Here is a 22,946-nt window from a genome sequence, read left to right on the forward strand (position 1 = left end):
GCCCTACCACATAAAGTTTTTACTTCTCCGGTGCGCCATCAACGGTGATGCCCATGGAGCGGGCGGTACCGGCGATGATGCGAGCGCCGTTCTCGATGTCACGTGCGTTCAGGTCCGCAAACTTGGTCTCTGCGATTTCCTTGCACTGATCCCAAGACACAGAGCCGACCTTGTCGGTGTGTGGGACGCCGGAGCCCTTCTGGATGCCAGCGGCCTTCAGCAGCAGCTTAGCTGCCGGCGGGGTCTTCAGCTTGAAGTCGAAGGAACGGTCCTCGTAGACGGTGATCTCAACCGGAACCACGTTGCCACGCTGGTTCTCGGTAGCGGCGTTATAAGCCTTGCAGAACTCCATGATGTTGACACCGTGGGCACCCAGTGCCGGGCCAACTGGCGGTGCCGGGTTAGCGGCGCCTGCCTCGATCTGCAGCTTGATGAAGCCGGATACCTTCTTCTTAGGAGCCATCGAATTACCTCTTTCCTGTGTTACCGGGATGTCCGCCACGATGAATAACGGGATCCCGTCCGGATGCTCACCTTCAGTGGGCCACCGGAGGATGAAACGTTTTCTTATACGCACGCCAAAGGCGCACGGCGTTCCAGTTTAGAACACCGTGCGCCCTGCACAAAATCACTTTTTAGGAGATGCGCTCGATCTCGGTCGGCGACAGCTCCACCGGGGTCTCGCGGCCGAAGATGGACACCAGACCCTGCATCTTGCCGGTCTCCGGGTCGATCTCGGAAATGGTCGCGGATACGGCGGCCAGCGGGCCGGACAGGATGGTCACGGCCTCGCCCACCTCGAAATCGTGCGCGTACTTCTTGGCCACTTCCTTCTCCGGCATAGCCACAACCTGCTCGCCCTCTGCCTCGTTCGGGGCAGCATCGCCCTTGGTGGACGGTGCCTCGTTGGGCATGAGGAACTTTGCCACGTCGCGGGTCTTGACCGGGGTGGCGTTGCCTTCGTTGCCCACGAAGGAGGTCACGCCTGGGGTTTCGCGGATGACGGACCATGCGGCGTCGTTAAGCTCAGCGCGAACCAGGACGTAGCCCGGTAGCAGCTTGCGCTTCACGATCTTCTTCTTGCCGTCCTTGGTCTCTAGGACCTGCTCAATAGGAACTACGACCTCGAAGATGGAATCTTCTACCTCGAGGGTCTGGGCACGCATGTCCAGGTTGGTCTTTACCTTGTTTTCGTAGCCGGAGTAGCACTGAATGATGTACCACTGGCCCGGCTGCTTCTTCAGTTCGCGGGTAAAGGCGCGCAGGCGCTTGCGGTAGGCGGCATCCTCGGACTCGTCTTCGCCGGCCTCAGGGGCTGCACCCTCGGCCTCTGCTTCGGTCGCTGCCGGTTCCGCTGCGTCGGTGGACTCGGCGGACTCGCCTGCAGCGTCGGTGGACTCAGCCGTTCCTTCAGTTTCTTCCGCTGCCGGAGCGGCTGGGGTAGCATCCTCCTGCTGCGCTTCTTCTACAGAGCTAGCGTGCTCTGCCGCCTGCTCCTGCACGTTGGACTGCATTGCCTCTTCCAGCGAGGTGCCTACGGTTTCGACGTTGTTCTCGTCGCTCATAATTCTTACTCCAAAAAATTCCTCGGCGCGTTGCGTAGGACCAGCCTACCCGCCCGCGTATGGGCAAAAAGTATCCCGCCGTTCCTTTAAGCGGAAACAGCGGGATAAAAGATTATGCGCTTATCTTACTAATCTGAGAGAACCTGCTCAACTCCGAGACCAGCCAGGGTGTCAACGCCCCAGACCAAAACGGTCAGCACGATAAGGAACGCAAAGGTAATGAGGGTGTACTGCAGCATCTCCTTAGCGGTAGGCCACACCACCTTCTTCATCTCGGATGCTACCTCGCCCGGGAAGGCGGCTACGCCACCACCTGGGGTGTCATCGTGGTTCTTATCCTCGACGCGGACGACGTGCTTATCGGCGTAATCCGCGGAGGACGTGGTAGCCGCACCAGAGAGCTGACGCTTACCGGTCGGGCGCGATGCACCCGAATTCTTCGGCTGCTGCTCATCGCTCACAGCTAACCCTCCTTGGGAACTAAATCTAATAGGGCGCTTAACGCGCACCTCCATAACTTTGTCAACCCTAGCAAAGCTTGCACAGCATGAAAAGCTGACCACGGCATTTACCGGACGTGGCCTTGACAACATGTGGGCGGGCTAAGCGTCACGAAGAAAATAGGGTATGAAGAAACCCCGCCACCTGAGGTGACGGGGTTTACTATGCAGGGGCGACAGGACTCGAACCTGCAACCTACGGTTTTGGAGACCGTTGCGCTACCAATTGCGCCACGCCCCTATTCTTTTATTCCTTGATACCTAAGCATCAAGCGTTGAAGACCTTACCAGAGCCATAGTTCCAATCCGAAACTAGGCACAGCCTGGATTGCCTTCAGCGCGGTAATAAAAAAGCGCCCTGCGGGCGCCTTTCTTTCCCGGTAGCGATGGCGAGAATTGAACTCGCGACACAGCGATTATGAGTCGCTTGCTCTACCACTGAGCTACACCGCCATATTCACCTTGGAGGAGTCCCTTCCTCCAAACATGAATGGAGCCCCCTGACAGAATCGAACTGTCGACCTTTTCCTTACCATGGAAACGCTCTGCCGACTGAGCTAAGGGGGCACATCCTAGCGTTGAACACATCGCTATTTCGTTGTGCTCTCCGTTGCGGACTCCAATAATCTAACCTGCTTTCAACGTTTTACACAAATCGCCACGTCAGACCCCATAAATATACAGTTCAAGTGGCTTCTTTTTACGCGATGTAAACGTGCTTGAATGAAGGGCGTGTTGGATGACGAGGATCGCCAATCCAGCGATGCTACAAAGCTGTATTACAACTTCGGCTTCGCCAGCATCAGCATTACTGATCCGCGCGAGCACTCCGATAAAGGGATAAGTCAGCTGTTTAAGTGCTTTGCGCTTGCCGACGGTCGCGTGACCGCCACCCCGCCCCCTAGGTTCCACCCTGGCGGATCTTGGCAGCGCCGGCTCCTCCCACCTGCGGCGGCGCCCCCCAAAGGCGCAGAGATCGTGCAGGACAAAGGGCGGCCACTCGCATACAGAGCGTTCCACCAAAGACCTCCACTCCGCGTCCATTTCCCAGCCCACGCGATGCTACCCCCGGTAAGGTGTCAAGATCATCATCGAGCCCGCCGCTCTTTCCGTCGCCTCATTGTCATCGCCAGGCAAGCCGCCGCAGCCGCCCAGGCGGACTTTGTGAAGACCTCTGATGGCAGCCCGTGAGGGATGATAAGACAGGAGAGCAAACCTGTTAGTACCAAGCGCCTTAGAAAGGTGTACTTTGCTGGTCCTTTAGGCCGCGATGAGAGGAGTTAGATGAGAACAATGTCCCGCCATTCACCCTTAGCAGTTTTGGTATTGATTACGGCCGTTATTTCATTATTGCTCTGCCTCGGCTACTTCATCGGCGGTTTGAATGCGATGTACGTTGCCAAGGCCCTAGCTGAATCGGATTCCACCTCATTGCCAGATATTTCTCGCAGGCTAGGAAAAGGCTTTTTCTACTTCAAGATCGCTGGGGTTTTCTTAGTTGTTTTCCTCGCCAGTGCTTATGCGGTGTGGCACAAGGCTAAAAGCTCCCGCACCCAGGAGCCCAGCCAGTAGATCCCGCCTCACAGCTGCAGGTACGCTTGAAACCCCGCAAACATCTGCTTGCGAGGTTCATTCTGTGCCAGGTAGAAGATTCGAACTTCTGAAGGCAATGCCGGCGGATTTACAGTCCGCTCCCTTTGGCCGCTCGGGCAACCTGGCATGCACTGTGTGGTGCGAGTAAGTACTTTACTACGAACCACCCTCCCACCCACAAATCGCCAGCGTAGTAGGGGCGAATGGGGCTATAGAGAGGGACTTAACGAAGCAGCTAGCCCACGCGGCGCACCGTGTAATCCGCTAATTGCCGCAAGGCCTGACTCGCGGAGTTCTCCGGTAGCACGGCGAGTTGCTCCTCCACCGTGCGCAGGTAGGCATTGATGTCCTCCAGCGCCTTCTGACGGCCGCCAGACTGGTGCAGGAGCTCGATGGCGCGCTCCACCTCGGCGTCGGAATGCAGCGGGCCAGTAAGCAGCTCACGCAGCTTATCGCCCACTTCGCCCTCTTCTTCCAAGGCGTAAAGAACCGGCAGGGTAAATACGCCCTCGCGCAGGTCTGTGCCCGGGGTCTTGCCGGACTCCTTTGGGTCAGAGAAGATGTCGATGACATCGTCCACAATCTGGAAGATCATGCCGATGGCACCACCAATGCGGTGCAGGGCTGCGGCATGCTCGGCCGAGGCGCCGGAGTGGTAGGCACCCAGGTAGCCAGCAGAGGCGATGAGCACCGCGGTCTTTTCACGGATAACGGCCGTGTAGTGCTCCACGGCATTGGCCTCACCCGCGCCGATGGTCTCGCGCATCTGACCGGTCACCAGCTCTTCAAAGGTATCGGCAAAGTGGCCCACGGTGTGGGTATCCAGCTCACTCATCAAGCGGGAGGCATGCGCCAAGAGCGCATCGCCGGCGAGGATGGCCACGGAGTTATTCCACCGCGAATTGGCAGATTCCACGCCGCGGCGGCGGTCCGCCTCATCCATGACATCGTCATGATAAAGGGTGGCGACGTGCACCATCTCCACGACGGTGGCGGCCTTAACCACCTCTTCGCAGCCCGGACGCGGACCATACTCGGAGGCCAGCAGCGCCATCATGGGGCGAAAGCGCTTGCCACCGGCCTTAGACAGGTGGCTAACCTTGTCCTTTAAGAAGTCCTGGCCGCGGTCGATTTCACTGCGCAGCTTGTCTTCTACTGCTTCCATGCCCGCACCAATGCGCTCGTTGAGCTGCGGATCACCAAGATCCACGTGCGTGGCATGCGATTGACCGTGAGTCATTAAATAGTGTTCCTTGCAACTAAAAGCCAGAGATAATCGATTACCTACCGTAGTCCAAACTGCGCCCCTAAACACACTCGAGGGGTCGAACTCATGCAATGATAGTCCTCATGTCGGAGCAGATCGATTCCCAAACCTATGTCGAGGTCGCCATCATTGGCGCTGGGCCTGCCGGAGCCGCCGCCGCGATCCATGCCGCACGCGCCGGCTATGACACCCTCCTTATTGATTCCGCTACATTTCCCCGCGATAAAACCTGCGGCGACGGGCTCACCCCGCGCGCGATGCACCAGCTCGATGAGCTCGGCATTGCGGTCAACGCCTCCTATCGCAATCGCGGCCTGAAGCTGCACGGCTACGGCGGCGATATTACCGCGCCTTGGCCGGAGACCTATCCCTCCCAGGTGGGCACGGCCCTGCCGCGCTTCCGCTTTGATGCCCTGCTTGCCGACGCCGCCCGGGAAGCCGGCGCCACCCTCCTCACCGGCACCCCCGCCACCGATCCGGTGCTCGAGGGCAACCGCGTAACCTCCTTCTGCGTGGGAGAGGTCACCGTGCATGCCAAGTGGGTCATCGTGGCCGATGGCGTGCGCTCTACCTTTGGCAAGAAGCTCGGCCGCACCTGGCACCGCGAGGAGGTCTATGGCATCGCCGCGCGCTCCTATGCTTCCTCCACGCATGCCGATGAGCCCTGGATGCACTCTCACGTTGAGCTCAAGGACGAGGAAGGCGAGGTGCAGCCCGGCTACGGTTGGATCTTCCCGCTCGGCCCCGAGCTAGGCCAGGTCAACATCGGCCTCGGCGCGCTGTCAACCGCGCAGCGCCCCGCCAAGATCAACACCAAGAAGCTGCTCGAGTTCTACGCTGCCCAACAACGTCCCGAGTGGGGACTCGGCGAGATTGAGCACGTTACCTCTGCCTTACTGCCCATGGGCGGTGCGGTATCCAACGTGGCCGGCGCCAATTGGATGATCATTGGTGATGCCGCTGCCTGCATCAATCCCCTCAACGGCGAAGGCATCGATTACGGCTTGGAGACGGCTGCGCTGGCCGTAGCCCTACTCGGCCCGAAGGATTTCACCCTGGCCTGGCCGGCCGTCCTCCGCGAGCACTACGGCGAGTCCTTCCTCTTGGCCCGCACGGCCGCACGCCTGCTTACTTACCCACAGTTCCTACCGCTGGCCGGTCCACTGGCCCTGCGCGGACCCGTCGGCCGCATGCTCATGCCGGCCGCTGCGCGCCTGATGGGCAACCTCATTACTGACGATGACCGCGACCTCATCGCACGCACCTGGCGCGCCGCCGGCCGCACGGTCTCGTCCCTTCGCCGCGATACGCCACTCTGGGATTCGACCGCGGCATAGTCCCCCGGCCCCGGGGCGCGGGCAGAGCAGCGCCTAGGCTGGCTTTACCGCCGAGTGCAGCGCCACGATGCCGAAGGTGAGGTTCTGCCAGCCGGCCTCGGCCCAACCATTGCGATTGATAACCGCGGCAAGCTCCTCCTGCCCCGGCCACGCGCGAATGGATTCCGCGAGGTAGATATATGCCTCCGGATTAGAAGAAACCAGGCGCGCTACCGGTGGGAGCAGGCGCATCAAGTATTCCTTGTACACGGTGCCAAAAATCGGTACCACCGGGGTGGAAAATTCCGCCACCGCAAGGCGCCCGCCCGGCTTGGTCACGCGCGCCATTTCGCGCAGGCCGAGTTCAAAGTCGTGGATATTGCGCAGGCCATAAGAGATGGTCACGGCGTCAAAGGTGTTATCCGCAAACGGCAGCTTCATGCCATCGCCAGCCACCTTGGGCACGTCGCGCTCACGGCCGGCGGCCAGCATGCCACGGGAGAAATCACACGCTACGCACCACGCACCGGACTTGGAAAGTTCCACGGTGGACACGGCGGTACCCGCTGCAAGGTCGAGGACCTTCTCGCCCGGCTTAAGGTTCAAACGCTCACGGGTGCGCTTGCGCCAGTGCGCGTCCTGCCCAAAGGACAGCACGGTATTGGTGAGGTCGTATTTCTCGCCCACGGCGTCAAACATGCGCGCCACATCGAAGGGCTTTTTATCCAAATCTGCCTTAGACACAAATGATCAGTCTAGGCTACGCGGGCGCCAAGGGCACGAGCCGCCCATCGCGGCAGCTCGGGACGCTGTCCCAGAATGGTCAGCGGCACCCGGCGAGTATCCTCCAGCACCTCTTCGTAATAGCCCACGAGCTGCTCGCACAGCGCCTTCCACGTCTTGGAGGAAATGGACTCGCGGGCATTGTCCCGCATCTCCTGGTGGATCTCCGGATTGAGCAGAGCGTCTACCGCATTGGGAAGGTCTTCCACAAAGGTCTTTACATCCAGCAGCAGTCCGTTATAGCCCTCGTCGATGAGGTCTACCGGGCCACCTGCCCGCGGTCCGATGGTCGGCACGCCGGAGGCCTGCGCCTCCTGGATGGACTGGCAGAAGGTCTCGAACTCACCCGCATGGACAAAGACGTCCAAGGAAGCATAGGCGGCGGCGAGGTCTTCGCCGGACAGCGCACCGGTAAAGACGGCGCCGGGCAGCTGGGCTTCCAATAGCGGGCGCTCCGGCCCATCGCCCACGATGACCAGCTGGATATCCTCGCGCCCGTTGAGCGCCGATAACCGGTGCACACCCTTTTCCGCGGCGAGGCGACCAACGAATCCCACTACATTCTTGGTGCCGCTCGGATCCCAGCTGCGGCGCAGCTTGTCAGAGCGCTTGGAGGGGTGGAAAAGCTCCGCGTTCACGCCACGGCCCCAGTGGCGCACATTCTTGATGTGGTGCTTTTCTAGATCCCGGATGGTCAGCGAGGACGGTGCCAGCGTCATCTGGCAGGAGTTATGAATCGTGCGCAGCCACTCCCACACGCCATAGGCCAGCGCGGAGGCATGGTACTTGGTGGCAAAACCGGCAACATCGGTCTGGTACAACGCCACGGCGGGCACGCGCTGCTGGCGGGCGGAGAAAGCGCCAGCAGCGCCGAGTACGAAGGGGCTGGCCAGGTGGATGATATCCGGCTTGAAATCGCGCAGCGCCTCATCGACCGCCGTGGTAGGCACGCCCACCGGCAGCGAATCCACCAGCGGCACGCGCACGGTGGGCACACGATAGATGGGGAATCCTAGGTAGTCCGGGATTTCCTCCTGCCCCTCACGGGCGCCCGGCGCGATGACGATGGCCTCCTGGCCGGTCTCGTGCAGGTGCTCTAAAACGCGCAGCACGGAGTTGGTCACACCATTGACATTGGGGAGGAAGGATTCAGCCACGATCGCAACACGCATGCCACCATCATGGCCCATTTTCTTAAGTTTATGGTGAAGCCAGCGGAAAATCTTGGTTAATTATTTCTCCGCGAGGCGGGTAAAGAAGCTAATCAGCTTCCACAGCACGGCCGCGATGAGCGTGGCAACCACCCCTACCGAGAGCGCCGGGATGATAGCCAACGTCCATTCGCGGCCTTCGACCTTGACCAGGTCTGGGTCGTCCTGGGCGTATTGCACCCACACCTGCTGGCCCTCGCCCAGCCCACTGGGATAGAGCAGCCCGTGCTGTGGGGTGTGGTAAATCCCTTCACTGTCTTGGAAATCCACCGTGGTGCGCAGCATGCCCACATCCTTGACCGTGGCCAAAGCGCGCGCGGGGTGGCTGGCGATGGCGTGGTCATTCATCACCGGCCCGATGACCATGCCCACCACGCCCACCAGCGCGGCCAGATACAGCGCCAGCGTCAGCTGGTGCAGGCGGCGGCGATAGACCGCGGGCGTATAGCGCGGCACCACGGCCGCGTGCGGCTTATGCTGCGGCGGGGCCACTTACTGGCCTACCTTTGCGGTGAGCTTCTCATTGAGCGCCCGGCGCGTGGCACGGGTGGTCTTAGCCTCCACGACGGTAATCCCGGTGGAGTATTCCTTCAGCTCCGCCAGCGTATCCAATAGCTCCTGCGGGGTGGTCACCTCGCGGTAGTCTGCTTCATAGGCTTCTGCCAGCTTGCCGACGTCCACCCCATGCGGCGTTCCAAACGCCGGCTCGAAGGACTCACGCAGCGCATCGGCACCTTGTTCCAGGGTCTCGAAGATGCCGCCGCCATTGTCATTGGCCACCACGATGGTGAGGTTTTCAGGTCGCGCCTGGTCTTCCGGAATGAGCAGGCTATTCGCATCATGCAAGAAGGTGACATCGCCCATGAGCGCCATTACTCGCGGGGCGCGCCAGTTGGTGGGATCCAGCGATTGCGTGGCCAGGGAAATGCCGATGGCTTGGGCGATGGTGCCGTCGATGCCGGCCGCCCCGCGCGGTGAGTACGTATCCACCCCATCGAACGGCAGGCCCACCATGGAGGCGTCACGCACCGGGTTCGAAGCGCCGAGCACCAGGGTGTCATTGACGGAGAGCGTATCGCCCACCGCGGCCGCGACGTGCAGCCCGGTGAATCCCAGTTCCTCATCCTCGAGGGTCTCGCGCACCGCTTGCCCGGCCATATCGGTTGCGCCTTCGCAGATCTTCATCCACTCGCGGCTCGGCTCACCGGTGACCTTGACGGTGGTGCCAAGCCGGGCCTCTTCGCCACGCTGGTTGGTGAAGTCCTTGGTGCGCGAGAGCACCACCAGCTCAATATCCGGATCATTCATCAGCGCTAGCACGCCACGGTGCAGCGTCGGATGCCCCACGACGATGACCTGCTCTACCTTGGTGTTGACCACATAATCATTCGCGGAGACCTGCGCCTTGCGGAAGATATGCGCCGCCGCTGGATGCACCGGATGATACGGGCCCGGCGCGCTCGGCTCCGCAATGGTCGGCACGTCTTGGAGGCCTTCTACCTCCCAGGCCTCATCACCCGCAATGACCAGCGTGTTCTTGCTCAAATCCACGGCCACCTCACCGTGGTCCACGAAGGCTGGTGCGGGCTCGCGCACGCTGTCGCCGGAGGTGTGGTCTGGCAAGGTGGCGTCGACAAGCGGGGCATCAAAGGCCACATTGATGTGTACCTGTAGGTCTTCGCGGAAGCGTTGGGCCATCGCCGCGATATCGTCCGCGCCGGTGACCTGGGTGGTGTCCGCATAGACGCCGAAGATGCCCTGCTGCTCGATGGTCTGCGACGCCCCCGTGCCCACCAGGCGCTCCGGCCGGTCCGCGCTAATGATGGCTAGCGGCGTATGGGAATAGTGCGCCTCCACCACGGCCGGCAAGGTATTGGCCACCGCAGTTCCCGAGGTCATCACCACGCCCACGTGGCGGCGCTGCACCCGCGCCATGCCCAGGGCGGTAAACGCTCCCCCGCGCTCGTCCAGGCGGGTGTGTACGCGGATATCGTCACGCGCCAATAGCGCCAGCGACAGCGGCGCGTTGCGCGAACCAGGGCACAAGACGACATCCGTGAGGTGGCGCGCTAGTTGGGCGGCTACCTTCTCAGCCAACTGCATCGATTCATTCATGCCGCCCGATTTTACCTGCCCGCGCGCCATTTCCCTTACCGGGCAGGTGCTGGGCGCTTAGTTCTGGTTGGCCGACTGCTCGCCGCCGCCCAGGAGGTCATTGAGGAGACCCTCAATGTCCACGTCGCTGCCCTTATCCAGCTGGTCTTGTACCTCTGGTGGCAACTCGGTCGGGATATCGGATGGCAGGTCATTCTGGAAGTCCGGCAGCTTCGGCAGATTATTGGAGTTCTCATCCTGCGTATCCGGCTCTTCGGTCTGGGTCACGGTGGTGGGGACCTCCGTGGTCAGCGTTTCCGTCACCGGCTGTGGGTCCGGCTTATCCGCCTCGTCCGCGGCATTGCGCCACAGGAAAAACAACACCGCCGCGGCCAGTACTGCAAGTACCGCGATGGCCGCGAAGACGCCGGCCATAGCCCCGCCACCGCTGCCCTTCTTCTTGCGCTTTTCCGGCTGGTCCGGATCATAGTTCGACGGCACCGGCTCGTACTCGGGCTGCTGCGCGTATTGCTGGCCATATGCCTGCCCGGCCGGCTGCTGATAGTTCTGGCCGTAGCTTTGCTGCTGACCGTAGCCCTGCTGATAGCCAGCGGCCGCATCGAATTGACGAGTCTCATTCTGCGGCTGCTGCTCGCCCGGGAAGTACTGCTTGGGGTGCTCGCGGCGCGCTTGGTCGCGGCTGGGGCCGGCGGCATTATCGGGCACGCGGCCAATCTGGCGCGTGGCATCATCCGCCGGGCTGGACCAGCTGCGGGTTTCATTATTATCGCCATGAGGGCCTTTAGAAGTCATACCCTCTACCTCTACCCCATTTTGCTGTGAGATCCTAGAGAGGACTCCCACAGCTAACGGGCAGCGGAGGCTCGCCGCTTAGTGCGCTTGGCGTGCGCTCAAAGCACGGCCGGTGGCGGTATCCTCGGCGGCGACCTGCGCCGGGGTGGCATCCGCGATGATGCGGCCGCCGTCTTCGCCAGCGCCCGGGCCCATCTCGATGATGCGGTCCGCATGCGCCATGACCGAAAGATCATGCTCGACGACGATTACCGTATGGCCCGCATCCGCCAGCTTATGCAGCTCGGTATTGAGCAGGTCGATATCGGCTGGGTGCAGTCCCGTGGTGGGCTCGTCCAGCAGGTAGACCGTGTGGCCGCGACGCGAGTTGCGGGAACGCTGCAGCTCCGTGGCCAGCTTGATGCGCTGGGCCTCGCCGCCAGACAGCTCCGGCGCGCCCTGGCCCAAGCGGAGGTAGCCCAGGCCGACGGCCTGCAACGTGGCGATGGCGCGGTAAATCTTTTCTTCTTCGGCAAAGACCTCGGCCGCTTCATCTACGGTGAGCTCCAAGATGTCCGCGATGGTGCGGCCCTGCCAGGTCACCTCCAAGGTCTCGTCGTTGAAGCGGGCGCCGCCGCACTCCGGGCAGGTGGTGTACGAGCCCGGCAAGAAGACCAGCTCCACCTCGATCTTGCCCGCGCCGCCGCAGGTGGGGCACTGGCCTTGCTTTACGTTGTAAGAAAAGCGCGAGACCGTCCACTTGCGCTGCTTGGCCTCATCAGTGGAGGCGAAGAGCTTGCGAACGTTATCGAAAAGCCCGGTATAAGTTGCCAGCGTGGAACGCGGGGTGCGGCCGATGGGCTTCTGGGTAATCTGCACGACGCGCTTTACTCGATCAAAGCCCTCCGTGCTCTCCACGGACCAGCCCTTGTCCTCGGTCTCCTCTTCATCGGAAATGGCCGTGGCGGACTGTCGCAGCAGGCCAGCCAGCACCGTGCTGACCAGGGTGGACTTGCCCGAACCGGAGACACCGGCTACCGCCGTGAATTGGCCCAAGCCAAAGTCCACATCCAGGTTGTCGATGCTGCGTGCGTTGATGCCGCGGAGGGTGAGGTGGGAGGAGGGGGTGCGGGGGTCGTCGGCAAGCGCGAGCGTGCGATTAGCCAGCGCATTGGCGGTAGGGGTGTCCGCGTCATAGTCTGCGACCGGGCCCGAATAGACCACGTTGCCGCCGCGCTCGCCGGCCAGCGGGCCGACGTCAACGAGCCAGTCCGCCTGCGCGACCAAATCCATGTCATGCTCCACCAAGAGCACGGAGTTGCCGGCCGCGATGAAACGACGGCACATATCCATGACCGCGTCGCGCTCATCGGGGTGCAGGCCGGCCGAGGGCTCGTCGAGCACATAGGCCACGCCAAAGAGACCGGAGCGCAGCTGCGCCGCCAAACGGATGCGCTGCATCTCGCCGCCGGACAGGCTCTGCGTCGGCCGATCCAGGCTGAGGTGCGCCAAGCCGAGCTCCAGCGCCGAGGTCAATGCCGGCAGAATCTGCCGCAGGAGCAAATCCTCGGCCGAGTTCTCCTCTGGGTTCTGCTTGCTGAGCACCTCATGCACCCTATCCAGCGGCAGCGCGCCCAGCTCATCGATAGGCATGCCCGCATAGGTCACCTTCAGCGCGGCCGGGTTGAGGCGGCGGCCGCCACAGGTCTCGCACTCGCGGGATTCCATATAGGACAGGGTGCGCTTGCGCAGCGTATCCGATTGGGTCTCCGCCAGCGTCTTATTGAGGTAGCTGGCCACCGAGCGCCACGTGCCCTCATAATTGCGCTGAATCTGATCCTTGCCGCGTAGAGGCTTCACGGTGACGACGGGGCGCTCTTCCGTGAAGAGGATCCAGTCGCGGTCTTTTTGCGGTAGGTCCTGCCAGGGCGAATCCAGGTCGTAGCCCAGATTCATCAGGATGTCGTGGAAGTTCTTGCCGGCCCAGGCGCCGGGCCATGCTTGGATGGCGCCTTCCTCAATGGAGAGAGTGGGATCCGGGACCATGGAGTCCTCGGTCGGCTCGTGGACCACGCCCGTGCCGTGGCACTGCGGGCACATGCCCTCCGGGGTATTCGGAGAAAAAGAATCCGAGTACAGGCCCTCCGGGTTATCCCCGGCGCGCGAATAGAGAAGGCGCACGCTATTGGAGAGCGCGGACACCGTGCCCACCGTAGAGCGCGCACCGCCGCCGGAAGTTGATTGCTGCAGCGCGACCGTCGGCGGCAGGCCCTCTACCTGGCTAACCTGCGGGTCGACGGCCGAGCTGATCAGGCGACGGGCGAAGGGCGCCACCGATTCGAGATAGCGACGCTGGCCTTCGCCGTGAATCGTGCCGAATGCCAGCGAAGACTTGCCCGAACCAGACACGCCCGTGACCGCAACGAGCTTGCCGCGGGGCATATCGACGTCGACGTTGCGCAGGTTGTGCAGGTGGGCATCGCGGACCTTGATAGTAGACATGTCCCCTAGCGTACGCACAGGTGGTGGGTTGGGCAGCGAAGGCTTTTGTGGTTCGCCGACCACGATCACGAGTTTTGTCCATATAAACCGGGGATTTCGTCGACGGTTTTGGTGGTTTATATGGACGAAAGTCGCGATCTCTACAGATCTGCGGAACCGAATTCTTAGTGCGACAGTCTAAAAGGCCATGTACACGCGAAAAGACCTCATCGAAGAAGGAATGACTCAATACCGAATTGAAAAGGAGGTGGCAGAGGGCAGACTCCTCCGTCTTAGGCGCAATTGCTATGTCTCGGCGGAGGCGAGTGCGAAGGATAAGCTCGCCGCGGTGGCGCAGCTTTATCCGGATGCGGTGTTTACGGGAACGGCGGCGCTTGCTGCCTACGGTTTATGCGAGGTGCGGCTGCCGGCAACGATTCGGGTGGATAACAATTGCCGGGCGCGGGCGGATGGGCTGGTGCGTACTGTGAGGTCGCGGCCGGTGCCGGTAAATCGGGTAAAGGGCGTAAAGATGGCGTTGCCCGCGCAGGCGGTGGCAGATGCGCTGAGCTTCGAGCGCTGTGGCGAGTGGCTGCTCAAAGAGGCCCTGGCGCAGGCCTACCGCGGGCTCAACGGAAGGGGGAGATTCGCGGCTGATTTAGAGCTGGTGACCAGCAAGAAAAGGGACGCGGTGCGCGAGTTAGCGAGGCTGGCGCCGGTGGGGACGGCATCGAAGTGGGAGCAGCGGATGTTTCGCGAGATGCGGCGGGTGGGTCTCAAGCCGGTGCCGAATTTCCGGCTGGGACCGTACACCTGGGATTTAGGATTCGAAGCGGGAACGACCGTGGTGGACTTGGACTCGCTTTACTATCACACGCCGGAGAATAATCACCGGGAATTCCTCATCGGGACGTGGAAGACCAATCACGCGGTGCAGCACGGGTGGGCGCCGCTAAAGTTTACGGATGAGTGCACCGACTACCACCTCAAGCTGGTGGTGGAGACGGTGCAGGAGACGGTGGCGCATCGCCGCAGCGTGCGCGGGTTAAAGAGCAGGCCGCAGAAGGTGCGTCGGGCGCTGGCGACTCCGGCGTGGAGGTTTCACCAGAGCCTGCTCTAGGCCCTAGTCAGCAAGGTGCGATTCAGCAAGGTGCGGCCAGCAGTCGCGCACGCGGTCGAACCACCAATCGCGGCGGTCGGCGGGGGCGGCGAGCGCGGCGAGGCGGTCTGGGTCGGGGGCGAGGATATCGGCGGGAAGGTGGCCATCGACAAGCGGGCGAGGGGCGGTGACATCCTCTTCAAAGAGGGAGCCGGTGGCAAGGCCGGCGGCGGCCGGGGTGACGTCGATGTCCTCGTCGTCGTAGATGCGCGGGAGGGCGGCGACGGCCGCAAGGCCCATATTGATGCCGATGGAGGTATCGAGTGCGGAGGCCACCGTGATATCCATATGGCGCTGGCGCAGGTGTTGGGCCACCTCGAGGACGCGGCGCACGCCGCCAAGCGGGGCAGGCTTGACCACGGCGACGTCCGCGGCCTGCAACTCGGCCACGCGATAAGGGTCCGCGACCTTACGAATGGATTCATCGGCGGCGACGCGCACAAAGAGGCCGGCGCGCATAAGGCGGCCGCGGACCTGGGCAAGCTCCTCAGTGGTGGCGCAGGGCTGTTCCATATAATCCAGCGGCATCATCATCTGCGCGGCCTCGACCGCCTCATCGACGGTCCAGCCGCCGTTGGCGTCCACGCGCAGGATGGGGATATCGCCGCGTTGGGTGACGGCGTCGCGGACGGCGCGGACGCGAGTGGCGTCGTCGGCAAGCGTGTGTCCCTTCTCCGCCACCTTGATTTTGAAGGTGCGGCAGCCGGGGTAGCGCTCCACCACGGCCGGAACCTCGCTGGCGGGTACGGCCGGGATGGTGGCGTTGACCTCGATGGAATCGCGCACCGGCTCCGGAAATCCCTCGTAGGCGGCCTCGAGCCCGGCGCGCAGCCACGCGGCGGACTCGGCCGGGCCGTATTCCAGGAAGGGCGCGAACTCGCCCCAGCCGGCCGGGCCCTCGATGAGCAGGGCCTCCCTAGTGGTAATGCCGCGGAAACGCACGGCGAGCGGAAGGGAGACTACGTGGGCGCGGTCGAGGACGTCATCGATATGCATGGCCTTCATGGTAGCGCCCGCCGGCCGTTGACCCCTCCCCCGCTCTGCGCTATTTTGGGAACCTATACCAATAAAGGAGGAATTATGCTGCTAGCTGAGGCATTGGCGGAGCGTGCGCAGGCGCAGGAGCGCCTCAATAGCCTGCACGAGCGGCTGCTCACCGTGGCCCGCGTGCAGGAGGGCGATACCCCGGATGAGGATCCGCAGGAGCTGCTGCGCGAGCTCGACGGCGTGGCCGGGCGCATCGATGAGCTGGTGCAGGCCATCAATGCGACGAATATCGCCACCGCCTTTGATGAGAAGAGGAACCTGATGGAAGCCCTCGCGCTTCGCGACGGCCTCTTGCGCAAGCGCCGCATCTACCACGACCTGGCGCAGCGGGCGGGCACGCGCTCGGATCGCTATTCCCGCACTGAGATTAAGTTTGTCTCCACCATCCCGGTGGCGGATCTGCGCAAGCGCGTCGACGATCTGTCTAAGCAGTACCGCGAGCTGGATACCCGCATCCAGCAGCTGAACTGGAATACCGAACTGAAAAACGGATAGTCATATCGCGCGCTGCTTAGAGCGCGCGATGGTAGCCCACACACCTGCAGCGAGCAGGCCCCCACCCTGGAGGGGAAAATCCTGGGACACTGGCCCCCTTTAGCGCTTTAAGGGGCGGGGAGTTCGAGTCTCCCCATGGCATGGAGTACCGCGCTGGTATGGCGTACACGGGTATTGTGCGGGGCAACAACCTCGCAGTATCGCGTATTGATTATTACCGGCCTGCTGGGCAGCGTGTGTGGGTGAGGGTTGGGAATGGGGACTATTCTTCTTTTGCCACTAAGCTGGCCTTTATGAGCGAGCAGAGAAAATACAGCACCGATAATCCCTTTCGATCGGAATTGTGGCATTCCGTAGAAGGGTTTGAAGACCTGACGGATATCACTTATCACCGGCTCAACGGCGAGGGCCGCAAGAACGGCATCGTGCGCATCGCCTTCGACCGCCCTGAGGTGCGCAATGCCTTTCGCCCGCATACCGTAGACGAGCTCTACCGCGCCCTTGACCACGCCCGCCGCACGCCGGATGTGGGCACGATTTTGCTCACCGGCAATGGTCCGTCCGACAAGGATGGCGGCTGGGCTTTTTGTTCGGGCGGCGACCAGCGCATTCGCGGCCGCTCCGGGTACCGCTACGCCACCGAGCACGCCCATGATGACGCCACCGCGGATGAATCCACCGTGGACACCGCCCGCGAGAAGGTGGAAGGCGGCCGCCTACATATCCTCGAGGTCCAACGCCTTATCCGCACCATGCCCAAGGTGGTTATCGCCGTGGTCAATGGTTGGGCGGCCGGCGGCGGACACTCGCTGCACGTGGTCTGCGATATGACGGTCGCCTCCCGCCAAGAGGCGCGCTTCAAGCAGACGGATGCGGACGTGGGGTCCTTCGACGCCGGTTACGGCTCGGCCTATCTTGCAAAGATGGTGGGCCAAAAATTCGCCCGCGAGATTTTCTTCTTGGGCCGCACCTACGATGCCCAGCGCATGTACGAAATGGGGGCAGTCAACGAGGTCGCGGACCACGGCGAGCTGGAAGACGCCGCCATCCGCATGGGCCAGGAGATCAACATGAAGTCCCCCACCGCCCAGCGCATGCTCAAATTCGCCTTCAACCTCACCGATGATGGCCTTATGGGCCAGCAAGTCTTTGCCGGCGAGGCCACCCGCTTGGCCTATATGACCGACGAGGCCGTCGAGGGCAAGGAGTCCTTCCTAGAAAAGCGCGAGCCTAATTGGGATAGCTTCCCGTACTACTACTAATGCTTATCGCTTTTTGTATCGGCATTGCCGTCGTGGCCACGGGTGCGCTCGTGGTCGGGCGCATTGTGTTGCTGCGCGGCATACGCAAGGCGGAAAAAGACGAATCCCGCCCCTTTGACAGCTAAAATCGACGGCCGTGACTATCCTCTCCCCTCTTCCGGTTGACCCCCACTCCCCGGCCGCCATCCTCCCGGACCTGGAGGACGCCATCGCCGGGCAGGCCTGCTTTTTGCCGCTCCCGCTTGCCGACGCCACCCGCGCCACCCTCCTGCGCAATACTCAACGCGCCGGCGAGCCCATCGACTCCAGCATCGCCCTGGTGATGTCCACCTCTGGCTCCACTGGCACGCCGAAAGGCGCGCAGCTCACCCCAGCAAACCTGGTGGCCAGCGCGGATGCCACCCACCAGGTGCTCGGCGGCACCGGCCAGTGGCTGCTCGCCATGCCGGCCCACCACATCGCCGGCATCCAGGTACTGGTGCGCTCGCTGGTAGCGGGCGTCGACCCGCTGTGCATGGATCTCAGCGAGGGCTTCGATATACCCACCTTCGCCCGCGCGGCCGCAGATCTCGACCGTACCGGGGACCGCACCTATACCGCGCTCACCCCGCTACAACTGGCTAAGGCCATGGATTCGGTCGAAGGCATCGACGCGCTGCGCACCTTTGACTCCATCCTTGTCGGTGGCGCGGCCATCAACCCGCGCCTGCGCGCAGCGGCCGAGGAACTGGGCATTGCGGTGGTGGCGACGTATGGGTCGTCTGAAACCGCCGGTGGCTGCGTCTACGATGGTAGGCCGATTCCCGGCGCGCAGGTCCGCGTCCAGGACGGCCGCATCCTCTTAGGTGGGCCCACCATCGCCCACGGCTACCGCAACGCGCCCGAGCACGAAGCCTTCCGCGAGCCGGGCTGGTTCGCCACTTCCGACGGCGGCTTTATCAACGCCGGCACCCTCACCGTCACTGGCCGACTGGATAATGTCATCGATTCCGGTGGCCTCAAGCTGCACCCAGAGGCGCTAGAAACCGAAATCCTCAAGGTTAAGGGCGTGGACCATGCCTGCGTCGTCGGCGTGCCACACCCGCGGCTCGGCCAGGCAATCATGGCGGCGTATACCGGCTGGGCCGATATCGGCGATATCCTCGAAGCCCTCGAGGACGCCGAGCTTCCCCGCTGGCAGATACCGAAAGACATCAAGCGCCTCGCGGAATTTCCCACGGCCGGGCCAGGCAAAATAGACCGCCGCGCGGTGGCGCGCATCTTCGGCGCTTAGCCACCTTCCACGTCGCGCACCGCGATATCGCGCGCCGCGGATTCGCCGAGCGAAAAGCTGGCTCCATTATCCACGCTAACCTCTAGGAGGCCGGCTACCGGCGGGGCAACGACGGTCAGCCGCACGCCTGGACGAACCCCGTGCTTGTCCAAGTAGCGCAGGAATTCGCCATCGGCGTCATTGACCTGTTCCATGGTGGCGGGAGAGTTGGGTGGGACGTCGGCAAGCGTAATGCGCGAGAGCGGCTCAGCCGTGCCATCGGCCGCCGGAATGGGATCGCCGTGGGGATCGCGCGCAGGGGCGCCGAGGAAAGCATCGATGCGCTCGACAAACCTATCGGAGGTCGCATGCTCTAGCATTTCGGCTTCCTCATGCACCTCGTCCCAGGTATAGCCCAAGGTGCGTACCAAAAAGGTCTCGAGCAGGCGGTGGCGGCGCACCATGGCCACGGCCAATTCGCGACCTTCCCGGACCAGCCGGACGCCAAAGTAACGCTCGTGTTCCACGAGTCCCTTGGCCGCGAGGCGCTTGACGGACTCGGAGGTGGTGGGCAGCTTTTGGCCGGCAGCCTTGGCCAGATCACCGAGCGGCATGGCGGTATCGCGTCCCGCCTTTTCCTCGTGGTTCCACAAAATCTTGAGGTAGTCCTGGGTGCGTTCGGGCAGCTCGCTTACGTGCATTCACCCCATCGTAGTTCATCCTATTGCTTCCATGAGTTTCAATATGTATGTTTTTAGAAGTTCACTACATTGAACTTTGGTATTCATTTCTAATTTAAGGACTTTTCGTTGCAGAAAACCACCGCACTTCCCCTCGCCGTACTGCTCGCCGCTACTACGCTAACGGCCTGCTCAAGCGGCGATGACAACCACGGAGATAGCCTAAAAATCTTCGCCACCACCGGCTACTTGGCCGATGCCGCAGCCAGCCTCGCCCCCGAAGCCGATATCACCACCATGGTCGGCCCCGGCGGTGATCCGCACACCTACCAGCCCACCACGCACGATATTGAGGCTATGAAGGACGCCGACCTCGTACTTTGGAATGGCCTCCACCTCGAGGCCCAGATGGTGGACCAGCTCAAGTCCCTGGGAGACAAGCAGCTCGCGGTGGGCGATCAGCTCGATGAACAAGATCTCCTGCCCTGGCCGGAACAAGGAAAGGGCGGCGAGCAACTCTATGATCCGCATATCTGGAATAGCCCCAAGCTGTGGAGCCAGGCTGTCGAGAGCATCGGCGACAAACTTGGCGATATCGACTCCGAGCACGCCGCGGACTACTCCACTGCCGCCGATAACTACGAAAGCCAGATCGCCGCCGCACAGGACAAGGCTAAGAAGGAACTCGCTGCTGCGAAGCCCCGCGTGCTCATCACCGGCCATGATGCTTTCAACTACTTTGGCAAGACCTTCGACTTTGACATTCACGCCACCGATTTCGTCACCACCGAGGCAACAAAATCCGCCACCGAGATCTCCGAGCTGGCCGATACCATCGCCGATAAAAAGGTCCCCGTCATCTTCAAGGACAATCAAGCCAACCCACAGGCCATCACCTCGCTGCAGCAGGCCGTGGAGTCCCGCGGCTGGAAGGTTACCGTCTCGGACGAGGAGCTCTTCGCCGATACCCTCGGACCCGACGCACCCACCGATACCTACCTTGGGGCTTTCGAGCACAACGCACACACCGTGGCAAAGGCCTTAAGCTAATGCTGCGCGCCACCCACCTCACCGTAGGCTATCCGCGCACGCCCCTGCTTGCCGACGCCACCTTTGCCCTCACTCCCGCCACCATCACCGGCCTCGTGGGCGCCAACGGCTCCGGCAAGTCCACCCTTGTGCGCACCTTGGTGGGCTTGCTTCCACCGCTTCACTGCGAATCGCTCACCTTTGATGGCACCAACCTTGCCCATTTCCGCCACCGGCTCGGTTACATGCCGCAGCACGCGGATATCGATTGGGATTTTCCGGCCACGGCCTTCGACGTCGCGCTTATGGGCCGCACCGCCGGCCTGCGCTGGTGGCAGTGGCCGAGCCGCGTCGATAAGCGCGCCGCTCACGACGCACTCGCCCGCACCGGAATGCAAGAGCACTCGCACCTGCCCATTTCGGCCCTGTCCGGCGGCCAGCGCCAGCGCGTCTTGCTCGCCCGCACGCTCGTGAGCGATCCCGAACTCATTGTCTTGGATGAGCCCTTCGCTGGGGTCGACGCCGCAAGCCAGCGCGCCATCATGGACGTGCTCCGGCAACTGCGCGCCGATGGCGCCACCATCCTGCTGGTCCACCACAACCTGGCAGAAGTCGCCGATTTCTGTGATGAGGTCCTCATGGTGGGCCAAGGCCACCTCATCGCCGCCGGCCCCACCGGCCAGGTACTGACCGAATCCGCCATCGCCGACATGTTCTGCTTGCCGTCATGAACCCACTAGAGCTCTTTCAAGACTTCACCTATAGCCAGGCGCTGTGGGGCACCGTGCTCATCGGAGCCTGTGCCGGTGCACTCGGCCCGCTAGTCTATGTGCGCCGCACCAGCCTGCTCGCTGATGCCATTTCGCATTCCTCCCTGCCTGGCCTGCTGGTCGCCTTCATCGTGGCCACGGCCTTAGGGTGGGACGGCCGCAATATCTGGCTGCTGTCTGCCGGCGCCATCCTCACCGGCACCCTGGCCGTCGGCTGCATTCACCTAATTCCGCGGTTGGCCCCGCTCGGCTCAACCACCGCGATGGCCGCTACGCTTACCACATTCTTCTCCATCGGCATGCTGCTCATGCAGCATATTTCCCGCCAGCCCTTGCCCGGCAAGGCCGGCATCCAGGACTACCTGTTGGGAAACGCGTCCACGCTCACGCGCGCCGATGTGAGTTCTGCGCTCGTCATTGGCGGCGGCGTCTTGCTAATTCTTTCTTCGGTACACACTCGGCAAGCCACCGTCGCCTTTGACGCCCCCTTTGCCCGCGTAGCCGGCATTCGCACCACGGCCTTAAATGCCCTCAGCTTCCTCTCCTTAACTGCCGTCACGGTTATAGGCGTCAAGGTGGTCGGCGTGGTCCTCATGGTGGCCGTAGTCATCAGCCCGGCCGCGGCCGCCCGCCCCTGGGTTCACCGCCTGCTTCCCTTCATTGCACTAGCCGGCTTCCTAGGCGCGCTTACTGCCGCCGTGGGTTGCTACCTTTCCATCGCCTTTGGCCCGCTGCCTACCGGCCCCATCATCGTGCTGGTGCAAGCCGCCACCGTAGCGTTCAGCCTCGTCACCAGAAAGCTTCGACCATGACCCTTGCAGCTACCGCTTGCCTGCTCGCCGTCCTTACCTCCGTAGCATGCGCGCTGCCCGGCACTTTTGTAGTTCTACAGGGACAGGCCATGCTTATCGACGGCATCGGCCACGCCGTCCTCCCCGGCATCGCCGTGGGCTACCTTTTAACCTCCGATATCGACTCCCCGCTGCTGCTTATTACCGCCGCGGCCGGTGCCCTGGCCGTCGCCCTCGGCACGCGGTGGCTGCAGCGCAGCGCGCTGGTTACTGCCGACGCCGCCCTAGGCCTCATCTTCCCCGCCCTCTTTGCCGCCGGCGTCATCCTCATCTCTACCCGAATGAGCCACGTACATATCGATGTCCATGCCGTCTTGGTTGGCGATGTTAACCTCGCCGCCTTTTCCAATCCCCACTATTGCTATGTCATGGCCGGCGTGCTTGCCGCTAATGCGATCTTCCTCGCCCTTACCTTGCCGCGGCTTTCCGCCACATCCTTTGACGCCCCCTTCTGCACCGTGCGTGGGGTCCACTCCCGCGCCGTACAGACAACGTTCATGGCGGTCATCGCCTGCACCGCTACCGCCGCCTTCCACGCCGCCGGCGCCATGCTGGTTATCGCCTTGATGGTCTTTCCCACCATGACCGCGCGGCTTATCACTCGCCGGGTTCCCGCCTTAGTGCTGGCTGCCTGCGGCATCGCTGCGCTGAGCGCGGTAGCAGGATTCTGGCTGGCGTACTACCTAAACGCGGCCACCTCCGCCGCAATGACGGTCACCAATGCCACGCTCTTTATCGCGGCGCTGGCTGCGTATCGGGTACACCACCGCGCCTGCCTACGCTGATTGCCGCCCGCCAC

Annotated in this window: 23 protein-coding genes and 4 tRNA genes; 11 read left to right on the forward strand and 16 right to left on the reverse strand. The window is 62.5% G+C overall.

Translation table 11 applies throughout. The annotated features are described in order from the left end of the window. Positions 1–19 precede the first annotated feature (19 nt). The 6 genes from rplK to I6J28_RS01040 all read right to left on the reverse strand — a co-directional run bounded on the left by rplK (position 20) and on the right by I6J28_RS01040 (position 2,632). Positions 20–463, reverse strand: coding sequence for a 50S ribosomal protein L11 (rplK, locus tag I6J28_RS01015; protein ID WP_049358678.1), 444 nt, complete (start codon positions 461–463; stop codon positions 20–22). A 172-nt stretch (positions 464–635) separates the two neighbouring features. After that, entirely contained in the window at positions 636–1,565 is a 930-nt protein-coding gene (nusG, locus tag I6J28_RS01020) for a transcription termination/antitermination protein NusG (protein ID WP_204610287.1), read from the reverse strand. A gap of 128 nt (positions 1,566–1,693) precedes the next feature. After that, the gene (secE, locus tag I6J28_RS01025) at positions 1,694–2,026 is read right to left on the reverse strand and encodes a preprotein translocase subunit SecE (protein WP_204610288.1); all 333 of its coding nucleotides are present in this window, start codon (positions 2,024–2,026) and stop codon (positions 1,694–1,696) included. A 207-nt stretch (positions 2,027–2,233) separates the two neighbouring features. Further along, positions 2,234–2,306, reverse strand: a tRNA-Trp gene (locus I6J28_RS01030). Between the two features lie 140 nt (positions 2,307–2,446). Beyond that, positions 2,447–2,518: transfer RNA gene (locus tag I6J28_RS01035), tRNA-Met, on the reverse strand. 38 nt (positions 2,519–2,556) lie between these two features. Next, a tRNA-Thr gene (locus I6J28_RS01040) sits at positions 2,557–2,632 on the reverse strand. 726 nt (positions 2,633–3,358) lie between these two features. Here I6J28_RS01040 and I6J28_RS01045 point away from each other — a divergent pair. Beyond that, a complete protein-coding gene (locus tag I6J28_RS01045) occupies positions 3,359–3,637 on the forward strand; it encodes a hypothetical protein (protein WP_204610289.1) in 279 nt (92 codons plus the stop codon). Between the two features lie 65 nt (positions 3,638–3,702). Here I6J28_RS01045 and I6J28_RS01050 read toward each other — a convergent pair. After that, positions 3,703–3,784: transfer RNA gene (locus I6J28_RS01050), tRNA-Tyr, on the reverse strand. A gap of 109 nt (positions 3,785–3,893) precedes the next feature. Then, positions 3,894–4,898 carry a polyprenyl synthetase family protein gene (locus tag I6J28_RS01055; RefSeq protein WP_005322918.1) on the reverse strand — a complete coding sequence of 335 codons (1,005 nt, stop codon included), beginning with the start codon at positions 4,896–4,898 and terminating at the stop codon, positions 3,894–3,896. Between the two features lie 98 nt (positions 4,899–4,996). Here I6J28_RS01055 and I6J28_RS01060 point away from each other — a divergent pair, with 98 nt between their 5' ends. Then, on the forward strand, positions 4,997–6,262 hold the full coding sequence (locus I6J28_RS01060; protein ID WP_204610290.1) for a geranylgeranyl reductase family protein: 1,266 nt from the start codon (positions 4,997–4,999) through the stop codon (positions 6,260–6,262). Positions 6,263–6,295: 33 nt separating this feature from the next. Here I6J28_RS01060 and I6J28_RS01065 read toward each other — a convergent pair whose 3' ends face one another. From I6J28_RS01065 to I6J28_RS01090, 6 genes are all read right to left on the reverse strand, one after another. Then, entirely contained in the window at positions 6,296–6,985 is a 690-nt protein-coding gene (locus I6J28_RS01065) for a demethylmenaquinone methyltransferase (protein WP_005322922.1), read from the reverse strand. Positions 6,986–6,996: 11 nt separating this feature from the next. Then, positions 6,997–8,196, reverse strand: coding sequence for a glycosyltransferase family 4 protein (locus I6J28_RS01070; protein ID WP_204611376.1), 1,200 nt, complete (start codon positions 8,194–8,196; stop codon positions 6,997–6,999). 60 nt (positions 8,197–8,256) lie between these two features. Further along, positions 8,257–8,727, reverse strand: coding sequence for a DUF3592 domain-containing protein (locus I6J28_RS01075; RefSeq protein WP_204610291.1), 471 nt, complete (start codon positions 8,725–8,727; stop codon positions 8,257–8,259). Then, positions 8,728–10,350, reverse strand: a complete 1,623-nt coding sequence (menD, locus tag I6J28_RS01080) for a 2-succinyl-5-enolpyruvyl-6-hydroxy-3-cyclohexene-1-carboxylic-acid synthase (protein ID WP_204610292.1) — start codon at positions 10,348–10,350, stop codon at positions 8,728–8,730. A gap of 57 nt (positions 10,351–10,407) precedes the next feature. Beyond that, positions 10,408–11,142 carry a hypothetical protein gene (locus tag I6J28_RS01085; protein ID WP_204610294.1) on the reverse strand — a complete coding sequence of 245 codons (735 nt, stop codon included), beginning with the start codon at positions 11,140–11,142 and terminating at the stop codon, positions 10,408–10,410. Between the two features lie 78 nt (positions 11,143–11,220). Next, positions 11,221–13,623: an ATP-binding cassette domain-containing protein gene (locus I6J28_RS01090; protein ID WP_204610296.1), complete on the reverse strand. Its 2,403-nt coding sequence runs from the start codon at positions 13,621–13,623 to the stop codon at positions 11,221–11,223. A 187-nt stretch (positions 13,624–13,810) separates the two neighbouring features. Between I6J28_RS01090 and I6J28_RS01095 the strand changes: the two genes are divergently transcribed. Beyond that, positions 13,811–14,722 (forward strand): hypothetical protein, encoded by a 912-nt coding sequence (locus tag I6J28_RS01095; RefSeq protein WP_204610297.1) that lies wholly within the window; start codon positions 13,811–13,813, stop codon positions 14,720–14,722. Between the two features lie 3 nt (positions 14,723–14,725). Here the strand turns inward: I6J28_RS01095 and I6J28_RS01100 are convergent, their stop codons facing one another. Then, positions 14,726–15,766: an o-succinylbenzoate synthase gene (locus I6J28_RS01100; RefSeq protein ID WP_410493231.1), complete on the reverse strand. Its 1,041-nt coding sequence runs from the start codon at positions 15,764–15,766 to the stop codon at positions 14,726–14,728. A 75-nt stretch (positions 15,767–15,841) separates the two neighbouring features. Here I6J28_RS01100 and I6J28_RS01105 point away from each other — a divergent pair, with 75 nt between their 5' ends. The 4 genes from I6J28_RS01105 to menE all read left to right on the forward strand — a co-directional run bounded on the left by I6J28_RS01105 (position 15,842) and on the right by menE (position 18,838). After that, positions 15,842–16,303, forward strand: coding sequence for a DIP1984 family protein (locus tag I6J28_RS01105; protein ID WP_005322951.1), 462 nt, complete (start codon positions 15,842–15,844; stop codon positions 16,301–16,303). A gap of 293 nt (positions 16,304–16,596) precedes the next feature. Beyond that, on the forward strand, positions 16,597–17,565 hold the full coding sequence (locus tag I6J28_RS01110) for a 1,4-dihydroxy-2-naphthoyl-CoA synthase (RefSeq protein WP_204610299.1): 969 nt from the start codon (positions 16,597–16,599) through the stop codon (positions 17,563–17,565). Then, a complete protein-coding gene (locus I6J28_RS11875; RefSeq protein WP_275431218.1) occupies positions 17,565–17,690 on the forward strand; it encodes a hypothetical protein in 126 nt (41 codons plus the stop codon). Before I6J28_RS01110 ends, I6J28_RS11875 begins: the two co-directional genes overlap by 1 nt. An 11-nt stretch (positions 17,691–17,701) precedes the next feature. Further along, positions 17,702–18,838: an o-succinylbenzoate--CoA ligase gene (gene menE / locus I6J28_RS01115; protein ID WP_204610300.1), complete on the forward strand. Its 1,137-nt coding sequence runs from the start codon at positions 17,702–17,704 to the stop codon at positions 18,836–18,838. On the opposite strand, the gene I6J28_RS01120 is transcribed toward menE, so the two are convergent. Beyond that, a complete protein-coding gene (locus I6J28_RS01120) occupies positions 18,835–19,518 on the reverse strand; it encodes a metal-dependent transcriptional regulator (protein WP_204610301.1) in 684 nt (227 codons plus the stop codon). The two genes, menE and I6J28_RS01120, sit on opposite strands and share 4 nt — an antisense overlap. 108 nt (positions 19,519–19,626) lie before the next feature. Between I6J28_RS01120 and I6J28_RS01125 the strand changes: the two genes are divergently transcribed. Genes I6J28_RS01125 through I6J28_RS01140 form a run of 4 tightly spaced genes read left to right on the forward strand, consistent with a single transcriptional unit; the run spans position 19,627 to position 22,932 of the window. Continuing rightward, on the forward strand, positions 19,627–20,547 hold the full coding sequence (locus I6J28_RS01125) for a metal ABC transporter substrate-binding protein (protein ID WP_204610302.1): 921 nt from the start codon (positions 19,627–19,629) through the stop codon (positions 20,545–20,547). Continuing rightward, positions 20,547–21,257 carry a metal ABC transporter ATP-binding protein gene (locus I6J28_RS01130; protein ID WP_204610304.1) on the forward strand — a complete coding sequence of 237 codons (711 nt, stop codon included), beginning with the start codon at positions 20,547–20,549 and terminating at the stop codon, positions 21,255–21,257. The genes I6J28_RS01125 and I6J28_RS01130 overlap by 1 nt, the downstream gene beginning before the upstream one ends. After that, entirely contained in the window at positions 21,254–22,108 is an 855-nt protein-coding gene (locus I6J28_RS01135; RefSeq protein ID WP_204610306.1) for a metal ABC transporter permease, read from the forward strand. Before I6J28_RS01130 ends, I6J28_RS01135 begins: the two co-directional genes overlap by 4 nt. Continuing rightward, entirely contained in the window at positions 22,105–22,932 is an 828-nt protein-coding gene (locus I6J28_RS01140; RefSeq protein WP_204610308.1) for a metal ABC transporter permease, read from the forward strand. The genes I6J28_RS01135 and I6J28_RS01140 overlap by 4 nt, the downstream gene beginning before the upstream one ends. Positions 22,933–22,946 lie beyond the last annotated feature (14 nt).

Origin of the sequence: Corynebacterium tuberculostearicum, from assembly GCF_016894265.1 — a bacterium.
Classification (GTDB): Bacteria; Actinomycetota; Actinomycetes; order Mycobacteriales; family Mycobacteriaceae; genus Corynebacterium; species Corynebacterium tuberculostearicum_D.